At 62.1% G+C, this 18,661-nt stretch carries 17 protein-coding genes; 8 read left to right on the top strand and 9 right to left on the bottom strand.

Going from position 1 to position 18,661, the window contains the following annotated elements:
• Positions 1-8: 8 nt before the first annotated feature.
• A complete protein-coding gene (locus ACKAMS_RS04790) occupies positions 9-650 on the bottom strand; it encodes a TetR/AcrR family transcriptional regulator (protein WP_408988678.1) in 642 nt (213 codons plus the stop codon).
• Between the two features lie 268 nt (positions 651-918).
• Between ACKAMS_RS04790 and ACKAMS_RS04795 the strand changes: the two genes are divergently transcribed.
• The 3 genes from ACKAMS_RS04795 (at position 919) to ACKAMS_RS04805 (ending at position 4,495) form a co-directional block, all read left to right on the top strand.
• Positions 919-1,722: an SDR family NAD(P)-dependent oxidoreductase gene (locus tag ACKAMS_RS04795; RefSeq protein WP_019745372.1), complete on the top strand. Its 804-nt coding sequence runs from the start codon at positions 919-921 to the stop codon at positions 1,720-1,722.
• A gap of 57 nt (positions 1,723-1,779) precedes the next feature.
• Positions 1,780-2,901 (top strand): DUF5938 domain-containing protein, encoded by a 1,122-nt coding sequence (locus ACKAMS_RS04800; RefSeq protein ID WP_019745371.1) that lies wholly within the window; start codon positions 1,780-1,782, stop codon positions 2,899-2,901.
• 73 nt (positions 2,902-2,974) lie between these two features.
• On the top strand, positions 2,975-4,495 hold the full coding sequence (locus ACKAMS_RS04805; protein ID WP_070386354.1) for an AMP-binding protein: 1,521 nt from the start codon (positions 2,975-2,977) through the stop codon (positions 4,493-4,495).
• A 2-nt stretch (positions 4,496-4,497) separates the two neighbouring features.
• Here the strand turns inward: ACKAMS_RS04805 and ACKAMS_RS04810 are convergent, their stop codons facing one another.
• The gene (locus ACKAMS_RS04810; protein WP_259116649.1) at positions 4,498-6,039 is read right to left on the bottom strand and encodes an alpha/beta hydrolase; all 1,542 of its coding nucleotides are present in this window, start codon (positions 6,037-6,039) and stop codon (positions 4,498-4,500) included.
• 99 nt (positions 6,040-6,138) lie between these two features.
• A complete protein-coding gene (locus ACKAMS_RS04815; protein ID WP_408988679.1) occupies positions 6,139-6,954 on the bottom strand; it encodes a MerR family transcriptional regulator in 816 nt (271 codons plus the stop codon).
• Positions 6,955-7,082: 128 nt separating this feature from the next.
• Between ACKAMS_RS04815 and ACKAMS_RS04820 the strand changes: the two genes are divergently transcribed.
• From ACKAMS_RS04820 to ACKAMS_RS04835, 4 genes are all read left to right on the top strand, one after another.
• Positions 7,083-8,033 carry a TauD/TfdA family dioxygenase gene (locus tag ACKAMS_RS04820; protein ID WP_020970840.1) on the top strand — a complete coding sequence of 317 codons (951 nt, stop codon included), beginning with the start codon at positions 7,083-7,085 and terminating at the stop codon, positions 8,031-8,033.
• Between the two features lie 143 nt (positions 8,034-8,176).
• A complete protein-coding gene (locus tag ACKAMS_RS04825) occupies positions 8,177-9,307 on the top strand; it encodes an ABC transporter permease (RefSeq protein ID WP_408988789.1) in 1,131 nt (376 codons plus the stop codon).
• Complete coding sequence (locus ACKAMS_RS04830; RefSeq protein WP_172932613.1) at positions 9,304-9,990, top strand: ABC transporter ATP-binding protein; 687 nt, start codon at positions 9,304-9,306, stop codon at positions 9,988-9,990. Before ACKAMS_RS04825 ends, ACKAMS_RS04830 begins: the two co-directional genes overlap by 4 nt.
• A gap of 27 nt (positions 9,991-10,017) precedes the next feature.
• Positions 10,018-10,569 (top strand): TetR/AcrR family transcriptional regulator, encoded by a 552-nt coding sequence (locus ACKAMS_RS04835; protein ID WP_021331952.1) that lies wholly within the window; start codon positions 10,018-10,020, stop codon positions 10,567-10,569.
• Positions 10,570-10,578: 9 nt separating this feature from the next.
• On the opposite strand, the gene ACKAMS_RS04840 is transcribed toward ACKAMS_RS04835, so the two are convergent.
• Positions 10,579-10,953, bottom strand: coding sequence for a nitroreductase family deazaflavin-dependent oxidoreductase (locus ACKAMS_RS04840; protein WP_408988680.1), 375 nt, complete (start codon positions 10,951-10,953; stop codon positions 10,579-10,581).
• Positions 10,954-11,063: 110 nt separating this feature from the next.
• On the opposite strand from ACKAMS_RS04840, the gene ACKAMS_RS04845 reads away from it, so the two are divergent.
• Entirely contained in the window at positions 11,064-11,717 is a 654-nt protein-coding gene (locus ACKAMS_RS04845) for a TetR/AcrR family transcriptional regulator (RefSeq protein WP_317830442.1), read from the top strand.
• Here the strand turns inward: ACKAMS_RS04845 and hutG are convergent.
• From hutG to ACKAMS_RS04870, 5 genes are all read right to left on the bottom strand, one after another.
• On the bottom strand, positions 11,714-12,682 hold the full coding sequence (gene hutG, locus ACKAMS_RS04850; RefSeq protein ID WP_113682573.1) for a formimidoylglutamase: 969 nt from the start codon (positions 12,680-12,682) through the stop codon (positions 11,714-11,716). The genes ACKAMS_RS04845 and hutG overlap by 4 nt on opposite strands.
• 23 nt (positions 12,683-12,705) lie before the next feature.
• A complete protein-coding gene (hutI, locus tag ACKAMS_RS04855) occupies positions 12,706-13,896 on the bottom strand; it encodes an imidazolonepropionase (protein ID WP_029256288.1) in 1,191 nt (396 codons plus the stop codon).
• A gap of 37 nt (positions 13,897-13,933) precedes the next feature.
• Entirely contained in the window at positions 13,934-15,607 is a 1,674-nt protein-coding gene (gene hutU, locus ACKAMS_RS04860; protein ID WP_019745352.1) for a urocanate hydratase, read from the bottom strand.
• A 43-nt stretch (positions 15,608-15,650) separates the two neighbouring features.
• Positions 15,651-17,087: a cytosine permease gene (locus ACKAMS_RS04865; RefSeq protein ID WP_020909179.1), complete on the bottom strand. Its 1,437-nt coding sequence runs from the start codon at positions 17,085-17,087 to the stop codon at positions 15,651-15,653.
• A 202-nt stretch (positions 17,088-17,289) separates the two neighbouring features.
• Positions 17,290-18,654, bottom strand: a complete 1,365-nt coding sequence (locus ACKAMS_RS04870) for an FAD-binding oxidoreductase (RefSeq protein WP_070795658.1) — start codon at positions 18,652-18,654, stop codon at positions 17,290-17,292.
• Positions 18,655-18,661 lie beyond the last annotated feature (7 nt).

Consider the following 18,661-nt stretch of genomic DNA (forward strand, 5'->3'; position numbering starts at 1 on the left):
GTGCCGGCTCAGGGTGTGGGCACTACCAGGGGCAGCATCTGCTGGACGCTCTCCGAAAGATAGTTCGCGGCAGTCTGATCACCGGACAGGTGGCGAAGAAGACTCTGCTGGAACAGGCCGTCGAAGATCGCGTACATCGCCGGCGAGGTGACCGAGGGCTCCACGTCGAGAAGCTCGGCATAGCGAGAGACGATGCGCCAGATCATGTTTTCGAGACTCTCGTCGATCGCGGCCACGTCGGTTCGGAACGACTCCTCGAACATCGACTGCGCGCGCAGGTCGTACCAGAGGCGGTGCATCGTCGGCTCGTCGATCATGGTCTCGGCGAGCAGCGCGCCGAAACCCGTTTTCAGTTCCTCCGGCGTCTGAGCGGTGGCGACGATGCCGTCGTAGCGGGTGACGCAGCGTGCCTTGTAGTGGCGCACGCAGTGGGTGATGAGATCGACCTTGTCGCTGAAGTAGTAGTGCAGGACGCCGTGGGAGAACTCCGAATTCTGGGCGATTTCGCGCAGGCTCGTGCGTGCGTAGCCCAGTTCGGCCAGCGTTTGCAGTGCGGCCTCGGCCAGTTGATCACGTCGCTCGGAGAATTTGTCGACCTGACGACGTGACACCTTGTCTGCGTTGGACCGCTTCTCCGAAGAGACAGGCACCGCCTTTTTTCCTGCCCCACTTGGCTTCTCGACTGTCGTGGTCACGATGGCACGTCCTGTTCCCTGCGATTTCCACAGCGGCACGATCGCCGCGTCCGAATCAGTGTAACCCCTGGTCTTTGACGAGCGTGTAACAAAATCTTGACAGTCGTCAAGATTTCTCTTGACACTCGTCCAAAGTTGAATATTCTGTGACTCACACCACTTGGCAGCGTCGCTGTGAACGGTGGCATCGCGAGAGTCGTTTCAGTCATGGAGGCAGTCGAAAATGAGCGTGTTTGATCTCGAGGGACGAAAAGCACTGGTCACAGGTGGTGCCAAGGGGCTCGGAGCCGGAATGGCTGAGGCGTTGGCGAAGGCGGGGGCGTCGGTGATGATCGGCGATGTTCTCGAAGACGAAGGTCGTGCCACCGCAGAGGCCGTTGGTTCGGGCGGAGTCAAAACCGGGTTCGTAAAGCTGGACGTCACCGACGACGCCAACTGGGAAGAGGCAGTCGCCGCCACCGCGGAGACTCTCGGCGGCTTCGACATCCTCGTCAACAACGCAGGCATCGAGATTTCCTCGCTGGTGGTTGACCTCGATCCGGGCGACATCCGCCGTATGTGTGAGGTCAACATCCTCGGAACAGCGCTCGGAACCAAACACGGACTGCGCAGCATGCGTCCGGGTGGCGTAGCCGGAACCGGCGGCTCCATCATCAACATCTCTTCAGTGGCCGCAACCATTCCGTTTCCCGGGATAAGTGGATACTCCGCGACCAAGTCCGCGGTCGATCGCTTCACCAGAGTTGCCGCCGCCGAGTCGGGCAAGCTCGGCTACGGAGTCCGCGTCAACTGCATCTACCCGGGCCTCGTCGCCACGGAGATGGGTCTCGGACTCGCGGCGGACATGGAGAAGCTCGGCCTGTGGCCCAGTGCCGAAGCGGCAGTCGGCGACGTCATCGGTCTCACCCCGCTCGGCCGCCTCGGTGAAGTGAACGACATGGCTGACGCCGTGGTGTTCTTGTCCTCCGACGCCGCGCGATTCATCACCGGAATCGGCCTACCGGTCGACGGTGGCATGGGCATGTAACTCGCCCTCCCCATTCGCACGTACACCCTCCTCACGTCTTCGAAAGGTTCCACGAACATGTCCGAAAAGAAGCCAGTCATCGTCTACGGCGTCTCCGGGTACACCGGCCGTCTGGTGTGTGAATACCTGCGCGAGTTCAACATCCCGTTCATCGCGGCCGGCCGCGATGCCGCTCGCATCCAAGAGGTCCTCGACAAGATCCCCGGTTTGGACACCGTCGATCACGAGGTCGTCGAGGTCGAGCACACCGTCGAGGCGCTCACTGAACTGTTCACCGGCGCACAGGTTGTCAGCAACATGGTCGGGCCGTTCATCAAGCTTGGCGGCACCGTCGTCGAGGCTGCGTTGAATGCCGGTTGCCACTACATGGACACCACCGGTGAGCAGGACTGGGTACTCGACGTCCAGGAGAAATTCGGCGACAAGTACCAGGAGAAGGGTCTGCTTCTCTCGCCCGGTATCGCGCAGATGTACACCACCGGTGAGATCGCGGCCAACATCGCACTGGAAACGCCGGGTCTCGATACGCTCGACATTCTCGTGCTGTGGAAGGGATTTCCCACCTACGCCTCCACTCAGACGATCTTCACCATCCTCAAGGCGAACTGGTACTACCTCGAGCAGAACAAGTACGTGCAGTGGGCGCCCGGCCAGACTTTCGACGTCGTCGTTCCCGGCCAGCACGAAACTGCGCTTGCATTGCCGTGGGGCGGAACTTGCCACCCCGTGTGGTTCAAGAACGATCCGCGAGTTTCCAACGTCAAGGCTGCGGGCGGGGTGTTCGACCGCACCGTGATGGAAGGTGTTGTCGCGACACAGAAGATCGTGGAGGAGCAGATCAAGACCCTGCCCGCCGACGAGCAGGAAGCCGCCTTGGCCGAGATCGCCGGTTCGGTTCAGGCGGGTATGCCCCCTCGTGAAAATCCGCGCATCAACACCTCACTGGACTCGGTCTACGCGTCGGGTCCGCTGGGTCGCTCGCACGTCGTGATCCACGGAAACTGCAACTACAAGCAGACGGGCCTCCTACACGCCTATGCAGCGCATTCCTTGCTTCAGCAGGCACCCAAGAGGACCGGGCTTGCCTCGGCCTGCCAGGCGTTCGGCCATCGCGAACTACTCGGCGCGCTACGTAGTTTCGGGCTGGCTCTGGAGCCGGAAGTAACGATCAACGCCTAGCTCGTCGCCCTCGTCATCATGTTCACGGCTCCCGGCGTGCATCGCGCCGGGAGCCCCGCCCTGGAGGCTCCCCATGCGTTTGACCGACTATCTCGACAAGGGAGCCTCTCTTGGTTCCACCGCACCGTGCTTGACGATGGGGGAGCGCACTCTCTCCTACGGCGAGGTGCAACAGTTCAGCCGACGTTTCGCAGCTTCGCTCGCGGCTTCGGGCATCGCGGCGGGCGAGAAGGTCGCGATTTTGTCCGGCAATGACCCGATCTCGTTCTCCTGCGTATTCGGTATCAGTAGGGCTGGCGCGGTCTGGTGCCCGATCAACCCTCGCAACGAAGCTGCGGAGAACCGAGACCTGTTGGATCTGTTCGATTGTCGCGCTCTGTTCTTCCAGAAGTCCTATGCGCCGCTCGTCGACCAGATCAAGGACGCGCTTCCACAGTTGGTGACGCTCGTCTGTATCGACGGCGAATGGGATTCGGCACAGTCCCTCGAAAGCTGGCTCGGGGAGGAAGAACTCGACGCCGCGGCGCCCGACGACGTCACCATGCTGGTCGGCACCGGTGGTACGACGGGCCGCCCCAAGGGCGTGATGTTGACCGGGCACAACATCGAGACGATGACCGCAATCACTTTGATGAGTTATCCATTCGAGGGGCGCCCGGTGTATCTGGCGTTGGCGCCGTTGACTCACGCCGCCGGCGTTTTGTGCTTCCCGATCATGGCCCTCGGCGGCGAAGTGGTGATCATGCCGAAGCCCGATCTCGGGTACTTCCTCGCGAACGTTCAGAAACACAAGGTGACTCACACCTTCCTGCCGCCGACGCTCATCTACATGTTGCTCGAGCACGAGGACCTCGCGGTAACGGATCGTAGCTCGCTGCAGTGTTTCTGGTACGGCGCGGCACCGATCTCCCCGACCAGGCTCGAGGAGGCGATCGACAAGATCGGACCGGTCATGGCTCAGCTGTTCGGGCAGAGCGAAGCCCCCATGATGATCTCGACGATGTCACCGAAGGAGCACTTCGGCCCGGACGGCACTGTCGCAACGTCGCGACTCTCGTCGGCGGGTCGACCTTCGCCGCTGGTGACCGTGGGGATCATGGATGACAAAGGCGCGCTGCTCGGACGTGGCGAGCGTGGTGAGGTGGTGATTCGCAGTTCGTTGGTGATGGCGGGTTATTACAAGAACCCCGACGCAACCGCGGAAGCGTCGGCCCACGGCTGGCATCACACCGGCGATATCGGGTACCTGGACGAGGACAATTTTCTGTTCATCGTCGATCGTGCGAAGGACATGATCATCACCGGCGGTTTCAACGTCTATTCGGTCGAGGTGGAGCAGGCACTCATGGCGTATCCGGGGATTCAGGACTGCGGAGTGATCGGGTTGCCGGACGACAAGTGGGGCGAACGTGTTGTGGCAGTGGTGCAGCCACACCTCGGCGCAGACATCGACGGCGCCGAGGTGATGGCTTTCGTGAAGTCTCGCATCGGAAGTGTGAAGACTCCGAAGCAAGTCATCGTCTGGGACGATCTACCTCGCTCCAAGGTCGGCAAAGTTCTCAAGAACGAGATCAAGAGCGAGCTGACTGGCTGAGATCACGACTCGCACACCACGTCTTCGGCGGGCAGTGAGCCGTCGAGCAGGTACGAGTTGACGGCGGCGTTTGCGCAAGTATTCGCGTAGCCCGGGAACACCGCATGAGTGCGGCCTGGAACTGTCACGAGCCGTGAGCCTTTCATCGCTTCATGCATGCCGAGGCCTTCGTCGTACGTCGTGCGGGTGTCACCGGTTGCCTGGATCTGCAATGCCGGAACGTTGTTGTCGATGTCGATCCGCTTCGGGGCCTCACTGCGCCAGAACGCGCAGGGCATGATCGTGTTGTGCGTGCCGGCGAAGATCGGCTGATCACCACGGTGCTCCTCCAACTTGTTGCGATACCACGCGGGATCGCTCGGCATCGACACGTCTCCGCAGACAATGGCGATTGTTCCGGCATAGTCCGGGCCGGTCCCCAATTCGGTCTGGAACCACGCCTGCATCAGTCCCGTCAGCTGGGGATGGATGTCCTCGACGGTCTTGCCTGCGGCGAGTTCGCGCAACTGAACCAATACCTGCGCGAATGCCTCGCTTTCCTTTTCGGTGTCCCCGGTTCCGTTGACGTACATCAGGAATGGAAGGACGTGATCGTCGACGGCGTAGTCACCGATCTGAATCGGAGTGGTGGCGGCGTCCGAGATCAGCTTCTCGATGAGGGCGCGAACTTCGGCGGGCGTCGATCCGAGTGCATAGGTGGAGTTGTGGTCTGCTGCCCACTGTGAGAATCCGTTGATCGCTTTCTCATTGGCCGGGCCCATGTCCTGGAACATCTCGTATCCGTATTTCTTCGGGTCCGGTGCGCTGTCGAGAACCACACGGTCGATCCTGTCTGGGAACATTTGAGCATAGGTCGCACCAAGATATGTGCCGTACGACCACCCGAAGTACGACGCCTTCTCCTGGTCGAGGGCGCCACGAATCACGTCGAGGTCGCGGGCGATGTTCTGAGTATTGATGTGCGGCAGATAGTCCGGGTACTTGTCCCAGCATGTGTCAGCGGCCTCGCGTGCGAGCGCAACACTTTCGTTCCACCCTTCCTCTGTGGTACCCGGTGAACGCATCCATGTCATCTGCTCGACGCCGCAGTCGATCGGCGTGCTCTTGCCGAGCCCTCGGGTGTCCATGCCGATGACGTCGTATGCCGCTGCGACTTCCGGTGTCATCCCGGCATTCAGAATCTCGGGCAATCCCAGTCCTCGGCCACCCGGGCCACCAGGGTTGGTGAGCAGGATCCCGCGTCGCTGTGCAGGGTCGGTGGATGCGACCCGCGAGATCGCCACTTCGATCGTCTTGCCGTCAGGGGCGGAATAGTCCAAAGGTACTGTGACCATGGCACAGTCACTTGCCGTCGATGTTCCGGTGTCTGTGGCGCATGGCCCCCATTCGACATCCTGGTCGTAGAACGCGCTGAGATTCGATTGTGGATCTTCCTGCGGAGCAGCAGGATCCGAGCACGCCGCCAGCGCAGGTACTGCGAGTGCGGCAGCGGCGATTGTGGTAGCCAGCCACTTTCGTGGTCGAGGCGTGCGTGATCTGGGCATGATGGATCCAGTCATTGTCGTGTCGTGTCCTTGTTTCGAGCCCATTTTCGGGCAGCGTTGATCACCCCACTTCCGATGTGGGGATTCAGTGGCGGAGTTTCAGGGTCGAGACTGGCGGGCAGCGAACTCGGCCGCTACAGCCTTCGCGAATCTTTCCTGGGTCGGGGTTCTTCGATCTGCTTGGTGCTCGCGCAGCACCGCTACCAACCGGGTGGGTGAAGGGCGTTCCGGTGCGGCCTGTTCAGGAAGCACTCTCTCGGTGAAATCGCAGAACTGAATGGCAAGGGCCGCAATCGTGTCGGCGTCCGCCGGAGCGTCGGTGAGGGCGTACATGCGAGTAATCAATTCGATTGCCTGCTTGCGGTTCGGCTTCGCCAACGCCCGGCGGTGTGCGCTCAGGAGTGAATCGCAGACTTCGGGATCACCCCCGGAGACGGTGAGCGCGAGGATCAGGAGTTCGCGCTCGTTGTCGATCCACGCTGTCGGTGCACCGGCAACGACATACTGTGCGAGCACTTCCGAAAACGCGTCGGGTAGTTCGGGATCGGCGTTGCGGCGTAGCGACTCGATGTGAGCACGTTGAACCGCGATCTGTTCGGCCTTGGTTGCCAGTTCCTTGTCGAGTGCGTCGAGTGCGGACCGGGTGTCGTGAGCGTCGCCGTCGAGCAGTTCGGCGATCTTGGCAACAGGAATCCCCAGATCGCGCAGGCGGCGGATGCGGCTCAGTCGTGCCAGGTCCACCGCCCGGTACATGCGGTAGCCGTTGGGTTGGCGTTGTGGTTCTTCGAGAAGCCCGTTCGAGTGGTAGTAGCGCACGGATCTGACGGTGGTGCCGGCCAGATTCGCCAGCTCGCCGATGGTCATCATCGCCTCGCCCTCCCGTTTGTCGATTCGGATTTCGTCTGTGGAAACCATTCTCCAACCCTGACGCGGCGTCAGGGTCAAGGTGCGCGCCGGACAACGTGACCGTTGACACTTTAAGGAGATAACCTTAATCTGGATTTTGTCCGTTACGACACCGTCGATTCCGAGGAAGTGCCTTGATGGCTACCCTTTTGCCTGCGGCAACGATCTTTCCGATCCCCACCGATCCGCTTGCTGCCTATGGTCCACTTGTTGCTCGCCGGAATCCCGAGTCCGTAGTTCCGGCGCCGTACGAACACTTTGCGGTCAAGGCGGTCACGCCGACGATCGGAGCGGAAATCTCCGGCATTCGACTCGGCGGGGACCTGTCTGATGCCGTGATTGCGGAACTTCGCCGCGCTCTCCTCGAGTGGAAAGTCCTCTTCTTTCGGGATCAGGACCTCGGCCGAGCAGAACATCGAGCTTTTGCCGAGCGTTGGGGCGATCTCGAACAGCATCCGTTCTTCAAGTACACGCAGCCAGGGCAGACGGACGTCGATGTCACGACGCTGGCCAAGGATGCGATGGTCGGCGGCGTCGAGAACAACTGGCACAACGACGTGACGTGGCACGAGTTTCCTTCATTTGCCGCCGTACTTCGTGCAGTCGAGGTGCCAGAGGTGGGTGGTGACACGTTGTGGGCTGACACCGCTGCTGCCTACGATCTGCTTCCGGAAGACGTCAAGAAGCGTATCGACCCGCTTGTTGCAGAACATGATTGGATCAACTCGTTCGGCAGGTCGATGCCGGCGGATGCGGTCGAGATGTTGCGTCCGAAGTTCCCTGCGGTGCAGCATCCGGTGGTTCGGGTCATTCCGGAAAGCGGCAGGCGGGTGTTGTTCGTCAACATGACCTTCACGCAACGGATCTTGGGCGTATCCGAAGAGGAATCGAACGAACTTCTCACGATGCTGTATCGCCACGTCAATCGTCCGGAATTCCAGGTCCGACTGAAGTGGGAGCCGAATACTGTTGCCTTCTGGGACAATCGGACCTGCCAGCATTACGCGGCCAGTGACTACTTCCCGGCTCGTCGTGTGATGGATCGAATCTCAATTGTCGGCGATCGGCCAGTGGGCGTCGGGGACTGATACGACGCTCAGCGCCTCACGATGTCTACTACGACTAGTAGTAACGCACCTCACATAGTTTTTCGACGCCTTGTCGATATGATTTCGACAAGGCGTCGATAAAAGTCGGCGTGACTCGCACCGACGACTTTGGAGCTTCCCGAATGTTCCTCGCCCTGCGCGAACTGTGGTTTGCGCGAAACCGATTCCTCTTGATGGGCGCCGTGGTTGCCCTCATCTCGATCTTGATGGTGATCCTGTCCGGCCTCTCGTCCGGCCTGGTCAATGATGGTGTGTCCGCTTTGCAACGGACACCGATCCAGGCATTCGCCTTCGCGCCGGACACCAAAGCCGACTCGGCGTTTTCGCGCTCGGTCGTCACCGAGGAGCAGGCCCAGGCATGGCGCATGCAACCCGATGTCCAAGACGCCGAACTGTTCGGAAACATGATCGTCAATGCAAAAACTCGCAGTGGCACGCCTGTCGATCTCACGCTCTTCGGTATCGAACCTGGCTCCTTCCTCGAGCCCGTCACCGCCGACGGGAGGGGGCTGCAAGCCGACACGGACATCATCGTCAGCTCTACCTTCCGTGATGATGGTGTTGCGATCGGTGACACGGTGATACTCGATCGACTCGGTACGGAGCTGACAGTTGTCGGATTCACCGAAGACAAGCGCACTTTCGGGCACGTAGACGTCGCCTACCTGCCCCTGCGTACCTGGCAGGAGGTTCACGCCGGTGCCAAGATCGGCGAAACCGCCAACGCCAGTGCGTATTCCGAAGCGAGTGTTGTCGCGATTCGCGGGCTGGACGATACACTGCCGAACCTCGTATCGGGCGATGCGGCGGCGGGAACGTCCGCAAAGACGCTCGAGGAATCTTTCGACTCCTCACCGGGCTTCTCCGCGGAAATGATGACAATGTCGATGATCAAGGCGTTTCTGTACGCGATCTCCGCACTGGTCGTCGGCGCATTCTTCAGTATCTGGACAGTTCAGCGTGGTCGCGAACTCGCAGTGTTGCGTGCGACGGGAGCCTCCACCGGCTTTCTGCTTCGCGACGGCATGGCACAGGCACTGGTAGTGCTGCTTGGTTCCATCGGCATCGGTGTGTTGCTGGGCTTGGGGCTCGGCTCGGGACTCGAAGGCGGTGGGATGCCGTTCGCTCTGGAGTCCGGCCCTGTCGTCAACGGCGCAGTGCTCTTGGCGGTACTCGGGCTGATCGGCGCAGCCGTTTCCATCGTCCGCGTTACTCGTGTCAACCCGCTCACCGCATTGGGAGAAAACCGATGACCACAGTCGAAAAAACCACTACCGGACTGGTATTGACCGCTGTCAGTCTTCACTTCGGTGACGGTGACTCCACCGTGCTCGCCCTCGACGACGTGGACCTCGAGGTCACGGGCGGCGAACTCGTCGCGATCGTCGGGCCGTCAGGCGCTGGAAAGTCGAGCTTGCTCGCTGTGGCCGGCGGACTCGGTCGGCCGTCGAGTGGAACGATTGTCATCGACGGCGTCGACGTGTCGGCGATGCCGGCCCGTGCATTGGCCAAACTGCGACGAGACAAGGTCGGCTTCGTCTTTCAATCGGGCAATCTGATTCCAGCGCTGACGGCGCGCGATCAGCTTCGGCTGATTCCCAAGCTCACGGGGCGGCCTGGTCGCGATCCCGAGGAATTGCTCGACTCGGTCGGTATGAGCCACCGTGCGGATCGTCGACCTGGTCAACTCTCCGGCGGTGAACGACAGCGCGTCGGTATCGCTCGGGCATTGATGAGCAATCCCTCGCTACTGCTCGTCGACGAGCCGACGGCTGCTCTCGACCGAAAACGTAGCCATGAGGTGGTTGAACTGCTCTCGCGCGAAACTCACGAGGCCGGCGTCGCTACGATCATGGTGACCCACGATCACGACGTGCTCGGGCACTGCGACCGCATCCTCGAAATGGTTGACGGTCGATTGCGTCAGAGCGAGTAAGCCCGCAAGGGGACTGGAGGAGATTCGGTGCCGAGGATCGATGCCCCCACTGTGGTCGAGCATCGTGCTGCTCAGCGCCGTGCCCTCCTCGACGCTGCACACGCTCTTCTGTCCGAGACCCCGGACCGGCCGCCAGGGCTCGGTGAGGTGGCAGCGAAGGCCGGGCTCGCCAGGTCGAGTGCCTACCACTACTTCCGGTCCCGAGAAGATCTCCTCAGTGCCGTCGTCGAAGATATGTTCCCGCGCTGGAACGACAAGATCGTCGAGGCGATGGCAGGCGCAGACGATCCGGTATGGGCGTACGTCGAGGCAAACCTCCAACTGGTTGCCGATGGGGAGCATGCGATAGTCGGAGCGCTGGCGACGCTGACCCCGCAAACGTTTCGAGATTCGCGGATCATGGAAATGCACGACAGTCTTGTGCTTCCGCTTGTCGAGGCCCTTCGCCTCCGTGGCGTGTCGGACCCGAAGCTCACCGCCAAGTTGATCAACTCGCTGGTGCATACGGGTACTGAACTGATCGAATCCGGTTGCAGCATGGACGAAGTCAGGTCCGCCGTGCGTGAGGTCCTCGCGTGACGGGCAGCCTCAGGCCGTAATCAGATCCATCCGAAGGTACTCGGTGATGCGGAGCAGCCTCGGGGGTTGGGAGACGTCTGAGGAAAGTGCTTGAAATGCTTCGTCTTTCGCGACGAGGCGCGGGGCGCCGAGGCTCACGTCCGTCTCGTCGGCCGACAGTCGAGCGCTCCCCGCTTTCAAGACGTTCTGCACCCAGTCCGAGCCTGATCCGTACACCAGAATGAAGACGTAGCCACCCTCGACCGGATAGGCGTCGAGAGGTGTCCGGTAGGTCGTGCCGGATGTGCGTCCGACGTGTGTCAGTATCGGCCATTTCCCGCTCGAGATCGCGCGAGGATTGAACACTCGCTTGTTGACGTGTCCCCACCATCTCGGCATCGGCATTGCGGTCTCCCTTCGCGAGCGCCTTACGAACGTAAGGCTGGCTTACACCTGTAAGGGTGACTTACGGATGTAAGGTTGTCAACGTATTCGTTCCTCGGAGGGGAGTCTGTGTGTCACGGCAGCCGCGACAGTCGCTGAACAGGACTCGCGTAATCGAGGGTGCGATCCGCGTTGCCGACGCGGGTGGTGTCGAGGCCGTCACGATGCGACGGGTGGCCCAGGAGTTGGGCATCGAGGCGATGTCGCTCTACCACCACGTGCCCAACAAAGATGCGATTCTCGACGGCCTCGTCGATGCGGTCTTCGAGGCGATCGACCTACCCGACGGCGAGTGTGCGGATTGGCGAGATGCAATCCGTGGACGCGCCTTTTCCGCTCGCACAGTCCTGTCGCAGCACCGTTGGGCTCTCGGTTTGCTGGATTCGCGACGCAACCCTGGCTCGGCGACCCTGCGTCATCTCGACGCTGTGCTCGGAGTCCTCCGGAAGGCCGGGTTCACGCTGCCGATGGCCGCCCACGGAGCCTCGCTGATCGACAGTTACATCGGCGGATATGTTCTCCAGGAGGCGAATCTGCCGATCAGCGGGCCCGTCGACGTCGAAGAAGTTGCGAGTGACATCCTCGAGCACCTTCCGGCTGGAGAGTTGCCCTTCCTTCACGAGATGATCGTCGATCACGGTCTGAGTCCGGCTTACGACCACACGAGTGAGTTCGCCTACGGTCTCGATCTCATCCTCGATGCGCTGGAGGCGCGCCGATCCTAGCGCCGAACCGGCACGTGCTTGGTGACTATCCGGTGGATCAGGCGAGCAGCGGTCCGGGCAGTGCGATTGTCGATGTCGAGGCTCGGGTTCAGTTCGGCGACATCGAGAACCGCGAGTTTTCCGCTGGATGTGACTCGATCACATACGTATTGGATTGTTTCCAGGCTGACGCCGTAGGCCGCGGGTGCGCTGACGCCCGGCGCCACGGCGGCGGGAAGCACGTCGAGGTCGATGGTCAGGTAGACCAGATCGACGTCGTCGAGGAAGTCTGCGAGGAACTGATCCACGACGCCTCGACCGATCACTCCGCATTCTTCGTCGAGCAGATAGCGAACGCCAAGGCGGTGAGCCGTGTCGAACAGAGCAGTGGTGTTGCTCGGTTGGCTGATTCCGATCACGCTGTACTGATGTGAGGTGCCTGCCGCGGCTTCGTCCTCGGCGATCTGACGAAAAGGCGTGCCGGAACTGGGGATCGGGTCGCCACGTAGATCGAAGTGCGCATCCAAGTTGAGGATTCCGAGTTTGGCTCCGGCTGTTCGCAACTCGGAGCCCGCGACGCCGAGGTATGTACCGTAGGCGATTTCGTGTCCTCCCCCGAGAACCACGGGGAAGTGTCCCGAATCGAGCGCGGCACTGACGGCGTTCCCGAGTGCGGACTGACCGGCCTCGAGTTCTTCACCCGACACGGCAACGGTTCCCGCGTCCTGAATCTGCAGTGGTTCGGCCAGCGCCATGGAAGCCAACCCGGCTCGCAATGCGTCCGGGCCATCCGCGGCGCCGCGGCGGCCCTTGTTGCGGCGGACTCCTTCGTCGCTGGAGAATCCGATCAGAACACAGTCGCCGGGAGCTGTTTCGGCTGAATACGGTTGCACGGCATGATGCCACCGCAGATGCTCGGCAATGGTGCCGTCGGAGCGCCCGGTCCACGGCTTGGGTTCGATGTCGACTGCGATCTGATGTGCCACGACGGCCTCTCGGTGAGTGTATTTCAGTAGCTTGTGGCGAGTGCGCCGTTTTTCCAGACCTCGCGCACCAGTGGCACGCCCGGGCGGTAGGCGAGGTGGAGGTACGACGGTGCATCGAGCGCGATGGCGTCGGCACGTGTTCCGAGAGAAAGGGTTCCGACGTCGGTGCGCTGCAGCGCCCGAGCGCCACCTGCAGTGGCTGCCCAGACTGCCTCAGCGGGCGTCATGTGCATGTCTCGCACCGCAATTGCGATGCAGAACGGAAGGCTCGTGGTGTAACAGGTACCGGGATTGCAGTCGGCGCCCAGAGCTACGGTGACTCCGGCGTCGAGCAGTGCGCGGGCGTCGGGGTACTTGTTGCGGGTGGAGAAGTCGGCGCCGGGCAACAGTGTTGCGACGGTGGAACTCTGAGCCAGGGCGTCGATGTCCTCGGCGGTGACGTACGTGACGTGGTCGACGGACGCTGCTCCCATCTCGACGGCGAGCTGAACTCCTGGCCCTTCGCCGAGCTGATTGCCGTGGACGCGGGGGATCAGTCCGGCGGCTACGCCTGCGCTCAGGACTGCATGAGCCTGTTCGCGGTTGAATGCTCCTCGCTCGCAGAAGACATCGATCCACTTCGCGTGTGGCGCACAGGCAGGGATCATCTCGTCGCACGCCATGGCGACGTAATCATCGGCGCGGCCGGCATATTCGGGTGGTGGAACGTGGGCGGCCAGCAGTGTGACCTCGTCGGTGAACTGCCCGGCGATCAGTGCGCTGCGTAGTTCGCTCTCGGTGTTCTGCCCGTACCCGGTCTTGCATTCGACGGTTGTGCTGCCCGAGCGCAGGGATTCGTCGAGTAGGCGTCGAACATTGGCCTGCAATTGCTCGTCGGTGGCCGAGCGCGTCGCTTCGATGGTGTTGCGAATGCCGCCGGCGGCGTACTTCTCGCCCGCCATGCGAGCTGCGAATTCCTCGGCCCGCTCGCCACCGAACACCAGGTGCGAGTGACTCTCCACGAAACCGGGGAGCAGGGCCCGACCGCCGATATCCTGACCGATATCGGCAGCCGGGGCGTCGGCGGAATCGCCGACCCAAGCAACAACGCCGTCGTCGAAAACGATTGCCGCGTCGTGTCGTACGCCGAGCTTGCCCTCACCCAGAGTCGGGTCATTGGTGACGAGGGTTCCGATGTTGGTCAGAACTGTGGTTCGAGAACCATTCGTGGTCAATGTCATTCCTAACTCAGGGTGAGGTGGTGGAGCTGTTTCAGTTCTCGGTCATCGGGATACGGACGCCGCGCGTGGCCGCCGTGTCGATGGCGTGGTCGTATCCTGCATCCGCATGCCGGATGACGCCCATCCCGGGATCGTTGGTGAGAACCGCTTCGAGCTTCTTGGCTGCGAGTTCGGTGCCGTCGGCGATGCACACCTGTCCCGCGTGGATGGAGCGTCCCATACCGACGCCGCCACCTTGGTGAAGTGAAACCCACGACGCGCCGGACGCGGTGTTGACCAGGGCGTTGAGCAGCGGCCAGTCGGCGATCGCGTCGGACCCGTCGATCATCGATTCGGTTTCGCGGTACGGCGAGGCGACCGATCCCGAGTCGAGGTGATCGCGGCCGATGGCGATCGGCGCGGACAGTTCGCCCGAGGCGACCATCTCGTTGAACTTGAGGCCCGCGAGGTGGCGCTCACCGTATCCGAGCCAGCAGATGCGGGCCGGAAGGCCCTCGAAGGCAACCTTTTCGCCTGCCATGGTGATCCAGCGACGCAGGTGCTCGTTCTCGGGAAAGAGCTCGAGGATGGCCTTGTCGGTGGCCTCGATGTCCTTGGGATCACCGGAGAGAGCTGCCCAGCGGAAGGGGCCGAGGCCTTCTTCGAAGAGCGGGCGGATGTAGGCCGGAACGAATCCTGGGAAGTCGAAGGCGCGGTCGTAGCCGGCCTTGCGGGCCTCGTCACGGATGGAGTTGCCGTAGTCGAACACCTCGGCGCCGGCGTCCATGAATCCGACCATGGCCTTGACGTGCGCGGCCATCGCGTTGCGGGAATCTTCGGTGAACTTCTGCGGATCCTTCTCCGACATGATCTTCATGTCGGGGAAGTCGATCCCGATCGGCAGGTAGGCGAGGGGATCGTGCGCCGAGGTCTGGTCGGTCACGATGTCGATGGGGGCCTTCATCTCCAGCAGCGCCGGGAAGATCTCTGCCGCATTGCCTTCGAGGCCGATGGAGAGCGGCTTCTTTGCGTCGCGTGCCGCTGTCGCCAGTTCGAGCGCGTGCTCGATGCTGTCGGCCTTGGTGTCGAGGTACTTGTGGGCGATACGACGGTCGATGCGGGTGATGTCGCAGTCGACGCAGATCGCGACGCCGTCGTTCATGGTGACGGCGAGAGGCTGGGCGCCGCCCATTCCGCCGAGACCTGCAGTGAGCGTGATCGTTCCGGCGAGCGATCCGTTGTAGCGCTTCTTCGCAATGGCGCCGAAGGTCTCGTAGGTGCCCTGCAGGATTCCCTGGGTGCCGATGTAAATCCAGGAGCCTGCGGTCATCTGGCCGTACATGGTCAGGCCGAGGTCTTCGAGACGGCGGAACTCTTCCCAGTTCGCCCAGTCACCGACGAGGTTGGAGTTGGCGATCAGCACTCGCGGTGCCCACTCGTTGGTGCGGAAGACACCGACCGGCTTGCCGGACTGCACGAGCATGGTCTCGTCGTTCTTCAGCGTCTTCAGCGTGGCGACCATGGCGTCGAATGCCGCCCAACTACGTGCTGCGCGACCGGTTCCGCCGTAGACGACGAGGCTGTCCGGGTGCTCGGCAACATCGGGGTCGAGGTTGTTCATGAGCATGCGCAGGGCGCCCTCCTGCTGCCAACCGAGCGTCGTGAGCTCGGGGCCGCGGGGAGCACGGACGGGGCGCGGCTCGTGGCCGGGGGTGCTGATTTCCATGGTGTTCTCCTTGCTTAACTGAAGTTCGAAAGATGTTGGGGGATCAGACGCGAGAGTCGGTCATCGCGGTGTGATCGGGGTAGATCATCGACGAAGGTGGATTGCTGGTGCGTTTGGCGAGCGGGTAGTAGATCAGCCCGGTGAACACGATGCCGACGATCCAGGAGATGTCGGCGCCGCCGAGCATGTCCGTGACGGGGCCGGTGTACATCTTCTGGGCGAGGAACGGGATCTGGGCGAGAACGCCGGCGGCGTAGCAAGCCAATGCGGTGAAGTTCCATGCTCCGTATCGACCGTTGACGTCGTAGAGCGCCGGAATGTCGATGCGCTCCTTGGAGATCAGGTAGTAGTCGATCAGATTGATCGCACTCCACGGCGTGAACACCATCAGCAACACCAGGACGAAGTTCTTGAAGTTGTCCAGGAAGTCGGCGCTGGCGGCGATGGCGATCAACACCGAGACAGCGGTGAAACCGAGAATGTAGAGGGTACGGGCGGTGCTCGAGATTCGCGACTGGCCGTTGAAGGCTGTGACGGTGGTCAGGATCGACATGAATCCGCCGTACGCGTTGAGCACGTTCACCGTCAGCTTGCCGACCAGGATGACGAAGTAGATCAGGAAGGCGATGGCAGCGGGTCCGGCCAGATCTCCCATGAAGCCGACCTGGTTACCCAGGAACGCGTCGCCGGCGCAGGCCGCGACGAGGGCGCCGAAGGTCATGGACCACTGTGATCCGATGACGCTACCGAGGAACGTCGACCAGAAAGTGGTGCTCTCGGAGGTGCTGCGCGGCAGGTAACGCGAGTAGTCGGCGACGTACGGGCCGAACGTGAGCTGCCAACCGGCGCCCAGCGAGATCGCGAGCAGGAAGGTGACGATGTCGAAGCCCTTGATACCGACGTACGAGGCGACGTCGTACTCGAGGAACAGTCGAACGGCCAGGTAGGAGAATCCGACGATGCCCACGACGGTGGCGATCCTGCCGACGATGTGGATCAGCTTGTAGCCGGTGACCGCGACGAATGCGGTGAGGAGACCGAAGACGACGATGCCGACGGTGGGGCTGTCGATGTGCAGGATCTTGTTGACGGCTTGGCCGGCCAACACGGTGCCGGTGGCAGCGAAGCCGAGGTACATCAGGATGACGAGAACTAGCGGTACGACGGCTCCCTTGACGCCGAACTGGGCGCGACTCGAGATCATCTGGGGGAGGCCCATGCGCGGGCCCTGTGCGGAGTGAAGCGCCATGACAGCGCCACCGAAGATGTTGCCGATCAGAAGTCCGACGATTGCCCAGATGGCGTCCGCGCCGAATACGACGGCGAGAGCACCGTCGACGATTGCCGTGATCTGCATGTTGGCGCCGAACCAGAGAGTGAACTGGCTGCGCGGGGTGCCGTGTCGTTCTGCATCCGGGACGACGTCGATAGTGCGTCGTTCCGGAGTGAGGATGACCTCGGCCGGTCCATCGTGAGTCATAGGCCTGTCTTTCTGCTGCGAGCCCGTCGAGCGACGGAATCGACGTCGGGGTATTGCCCACCTTCTTCGTGCTTGGTGCTTTGCGCCTGGTGCTCTGTGCGCTGGGTCACTGTCACTGCGGATAAATGTATATGCCTGTATATACAGGCGTCAATACCTGAAACCCAATTTCGCGTAAATGCTGTGTAACACCGCTCGAGAATCAGAAACCCTTACCAGGGTTGAGGATTCCGAGTGGATCGAACGCGGCCTTGATCGATCGGTGCAGTTGCATGCTGTCCTCACCGAGCTCGAGAGAGAGCCAGCGACGCTTCAGAACGCCGACGCCGTGCTCTCCGGTCAGAGTTCCGCCGAGTTCGAGAGCACGCCGGAAGACCTCGTCCGCGGCGGTCCACACGGCTTCGGGGGCCGAGCCGTCGGCAGTGCGGTCGAAGACGAAGGTCGGATGGACGTTGCCGTCACCCGCGTGCGCGACGGTCATGATCTTGACCGAGTGCTCGGCGGCCGCCCGGTCGATACTTTCGAGCATGTCGGGCAGTTTCGACCGCGGGACCCCGACGTCTTCCACCAGACATTGCCCGAGTCGTTCGGATGCCGGATAGGCGAGTCGGCGAATCTCGAGTAGCTGTGCGGCTTCTGCTGCGTCCTGTGAGACGGCGACAAAATCGGCGCCAGCCCTCTCGAAGTGTTTCTGCATCGCCGCGGCTGCTGCGTCGGCGTCGACCCCATCGGCCTGTGCGATCAGCATCGCGGCGGTGTTGTCTTCCAACCCGATTCGTTTCCAGTCGTCGACTGCGCGAAGGGTTGCTCGATCGATCAGCTCCAGCAGGCTCGGCCCGATTCCGTCGCGAACGACCGCGGCAACCGCGTCCGCTGCGGAGCGGAGAGAATCGAAACTGCCAACGACGGTGACCGGTGCTCTCTTGGGCTTGGGCTGCAACTTGAGCGTGGCACTCGTGACGACTCCGAGTGTTCCTTCCGAACCGACGAGAAGACTGGTCAAGTCGTATCCCGCAACACCTTTGACGGTCCTTCGGCCTGTCCGCACGATCCGACCGTCGGCGAGCACAACCTCGAGACCCAGGACTGAATCGCGGGTGACGCCGTACTTCACGCAACGCAGTCCACCGGCGTTGGTGGCGATGTTTCCGCCGATCGTGGAGATCTCGAAGCTGCTCGGATCGGGGGCGTACATCAGCCCGTACTCGTCTGCTGCTCGGCTGATGTCAGCGTTGATCACCCCGGCTTCCACGACAGCGAGCTGATCGTCCGGATTGACCTCGAGAATCGAGCGCATGCGAGTGGTCGAGATGACCAGGCAGCCCTCGACGGCTGCCCCGCCACCCGCCAAACCGGTTCCCGCACCGCGGGTTACCACCGGGACACGGTGAGCAGTAGCCCATTTCAGAGCCTCGGAAATGTCGGCCGCAGTTTCAGCGAGCATGACGGCTGCCGGATGGCCGGGTTCGGCGAGATGGGCCTCGTCGCGACGGTACGAGTCCATTACCGCCGGGTCGGTGATCAGGCGACTCGAACCGATCGACCGAGCGAGTTCGTGGACGGACATTCGTTTC

Source organism: Rhodococcus sp. 5A-K4 (assembly GCF_046097995.1).
GTDB classification, from domain to species: domain Bacteria; phylum Actinomycetota; class Actinomycetes; order Mycobacteriales; family Mycobacteriaceae; genus Rhodococcus_F; species Rhodococcus_F erythropolis.

What these genes read in the sequence shown, in the direction of transcription:
- ACKAMS_RS04870 (WP_070795658.1), bottom strand. Translation starts at nt 18,654, where the DNA reads ATGTCCGTCCACGAACTCGCTCGGTCGATCGGTTCGAGTCGCCTGATC.
- hutU (WP_019745352.1), bottom strand. Translation starts at nt 15,607, where the DNA reads ATGGAAATCAGCACCCCCGGCCACGAGCCGCGCCCCGTCCGTGCTCCC.
- ACKAMS_RS04830 (WP_172932613.1), top strand. Translation starts at nt 9,304, where the DNA reads ATGACCACAGTCGAAAAAACCACTACCGGACTGGTATTGACCGCTGTC.
- ACKAMS_RS04810 (WP_259116649.1), bottom strand. Translation starts at nt 6,039, where the DNA reads ATGCCCAGATCACGCACGCCTCGACCACGAAAGTGGCTGGCTACCACA.
- ACKAMS_RS04825 (WP_408988789.1), top strand. Translation starts at nt 8,177, where the DNA reads ATGTTCCTCGCCCTGCGCGAACTGTGGTTTGCGCGAAACCGATTCCTC.
- ACKAMS_RS04800 (WP_019745371.1), top strand. Translation starts at nt 1,780, where the DNA reads ATGTCCGAAAAGAAGCCAGTCATCGTCTACGGCGTCTCCGGGTACACC.
- ACKAMS_RS04820 (WP_020970840.1), top strand. Translation starts at nt 7,083, where the DNA reads ATGGCTACCCTTTTGCCTGCGGCAACGATCTTTCCGATCCCCACCGAT.
- ACKAMS_RS04805 (WP_070386354.1), top strand. Translation starts at nt 2,975, where the DNA reads ATGCGTTTGACCGACTATCTCGACAAGGGAGCCTCTCTTGGTTCCACC.
- ACKAMS_RS04795 (WP_019745372.1), top strand. Translation starts at nt 919, where the DNA reads ATGAGCGTGTTTGATCTCGAGGGACGAAAAGCACTGGTCACAGGTGGT.
- ACKAMS_RS04840 (WP_408988680.1), bottom strand. Translation starts at nt 10,953, where the DNA reads ATGCCGATGCCGAGATGGTGGGGACACGTCAACAAGCGAGTGTTCAAT.
- ACKAMS_RS04815 (WP_408988679.1), bottom strand. Translation starts at nt 6,954, where the DNA reads ATGGTTTCCACAGACGAAATCCGAATCGACAAACGGGAGGGCGAGGCG.
- ACKAMS_RS04865 (WP_020909179.1), bottom strand. Translation starts at nt 17,087, where the DNA reads ATGACTCACGATGGACCGGCCGAGGTCATCCTCACTCCGGAACGACGC.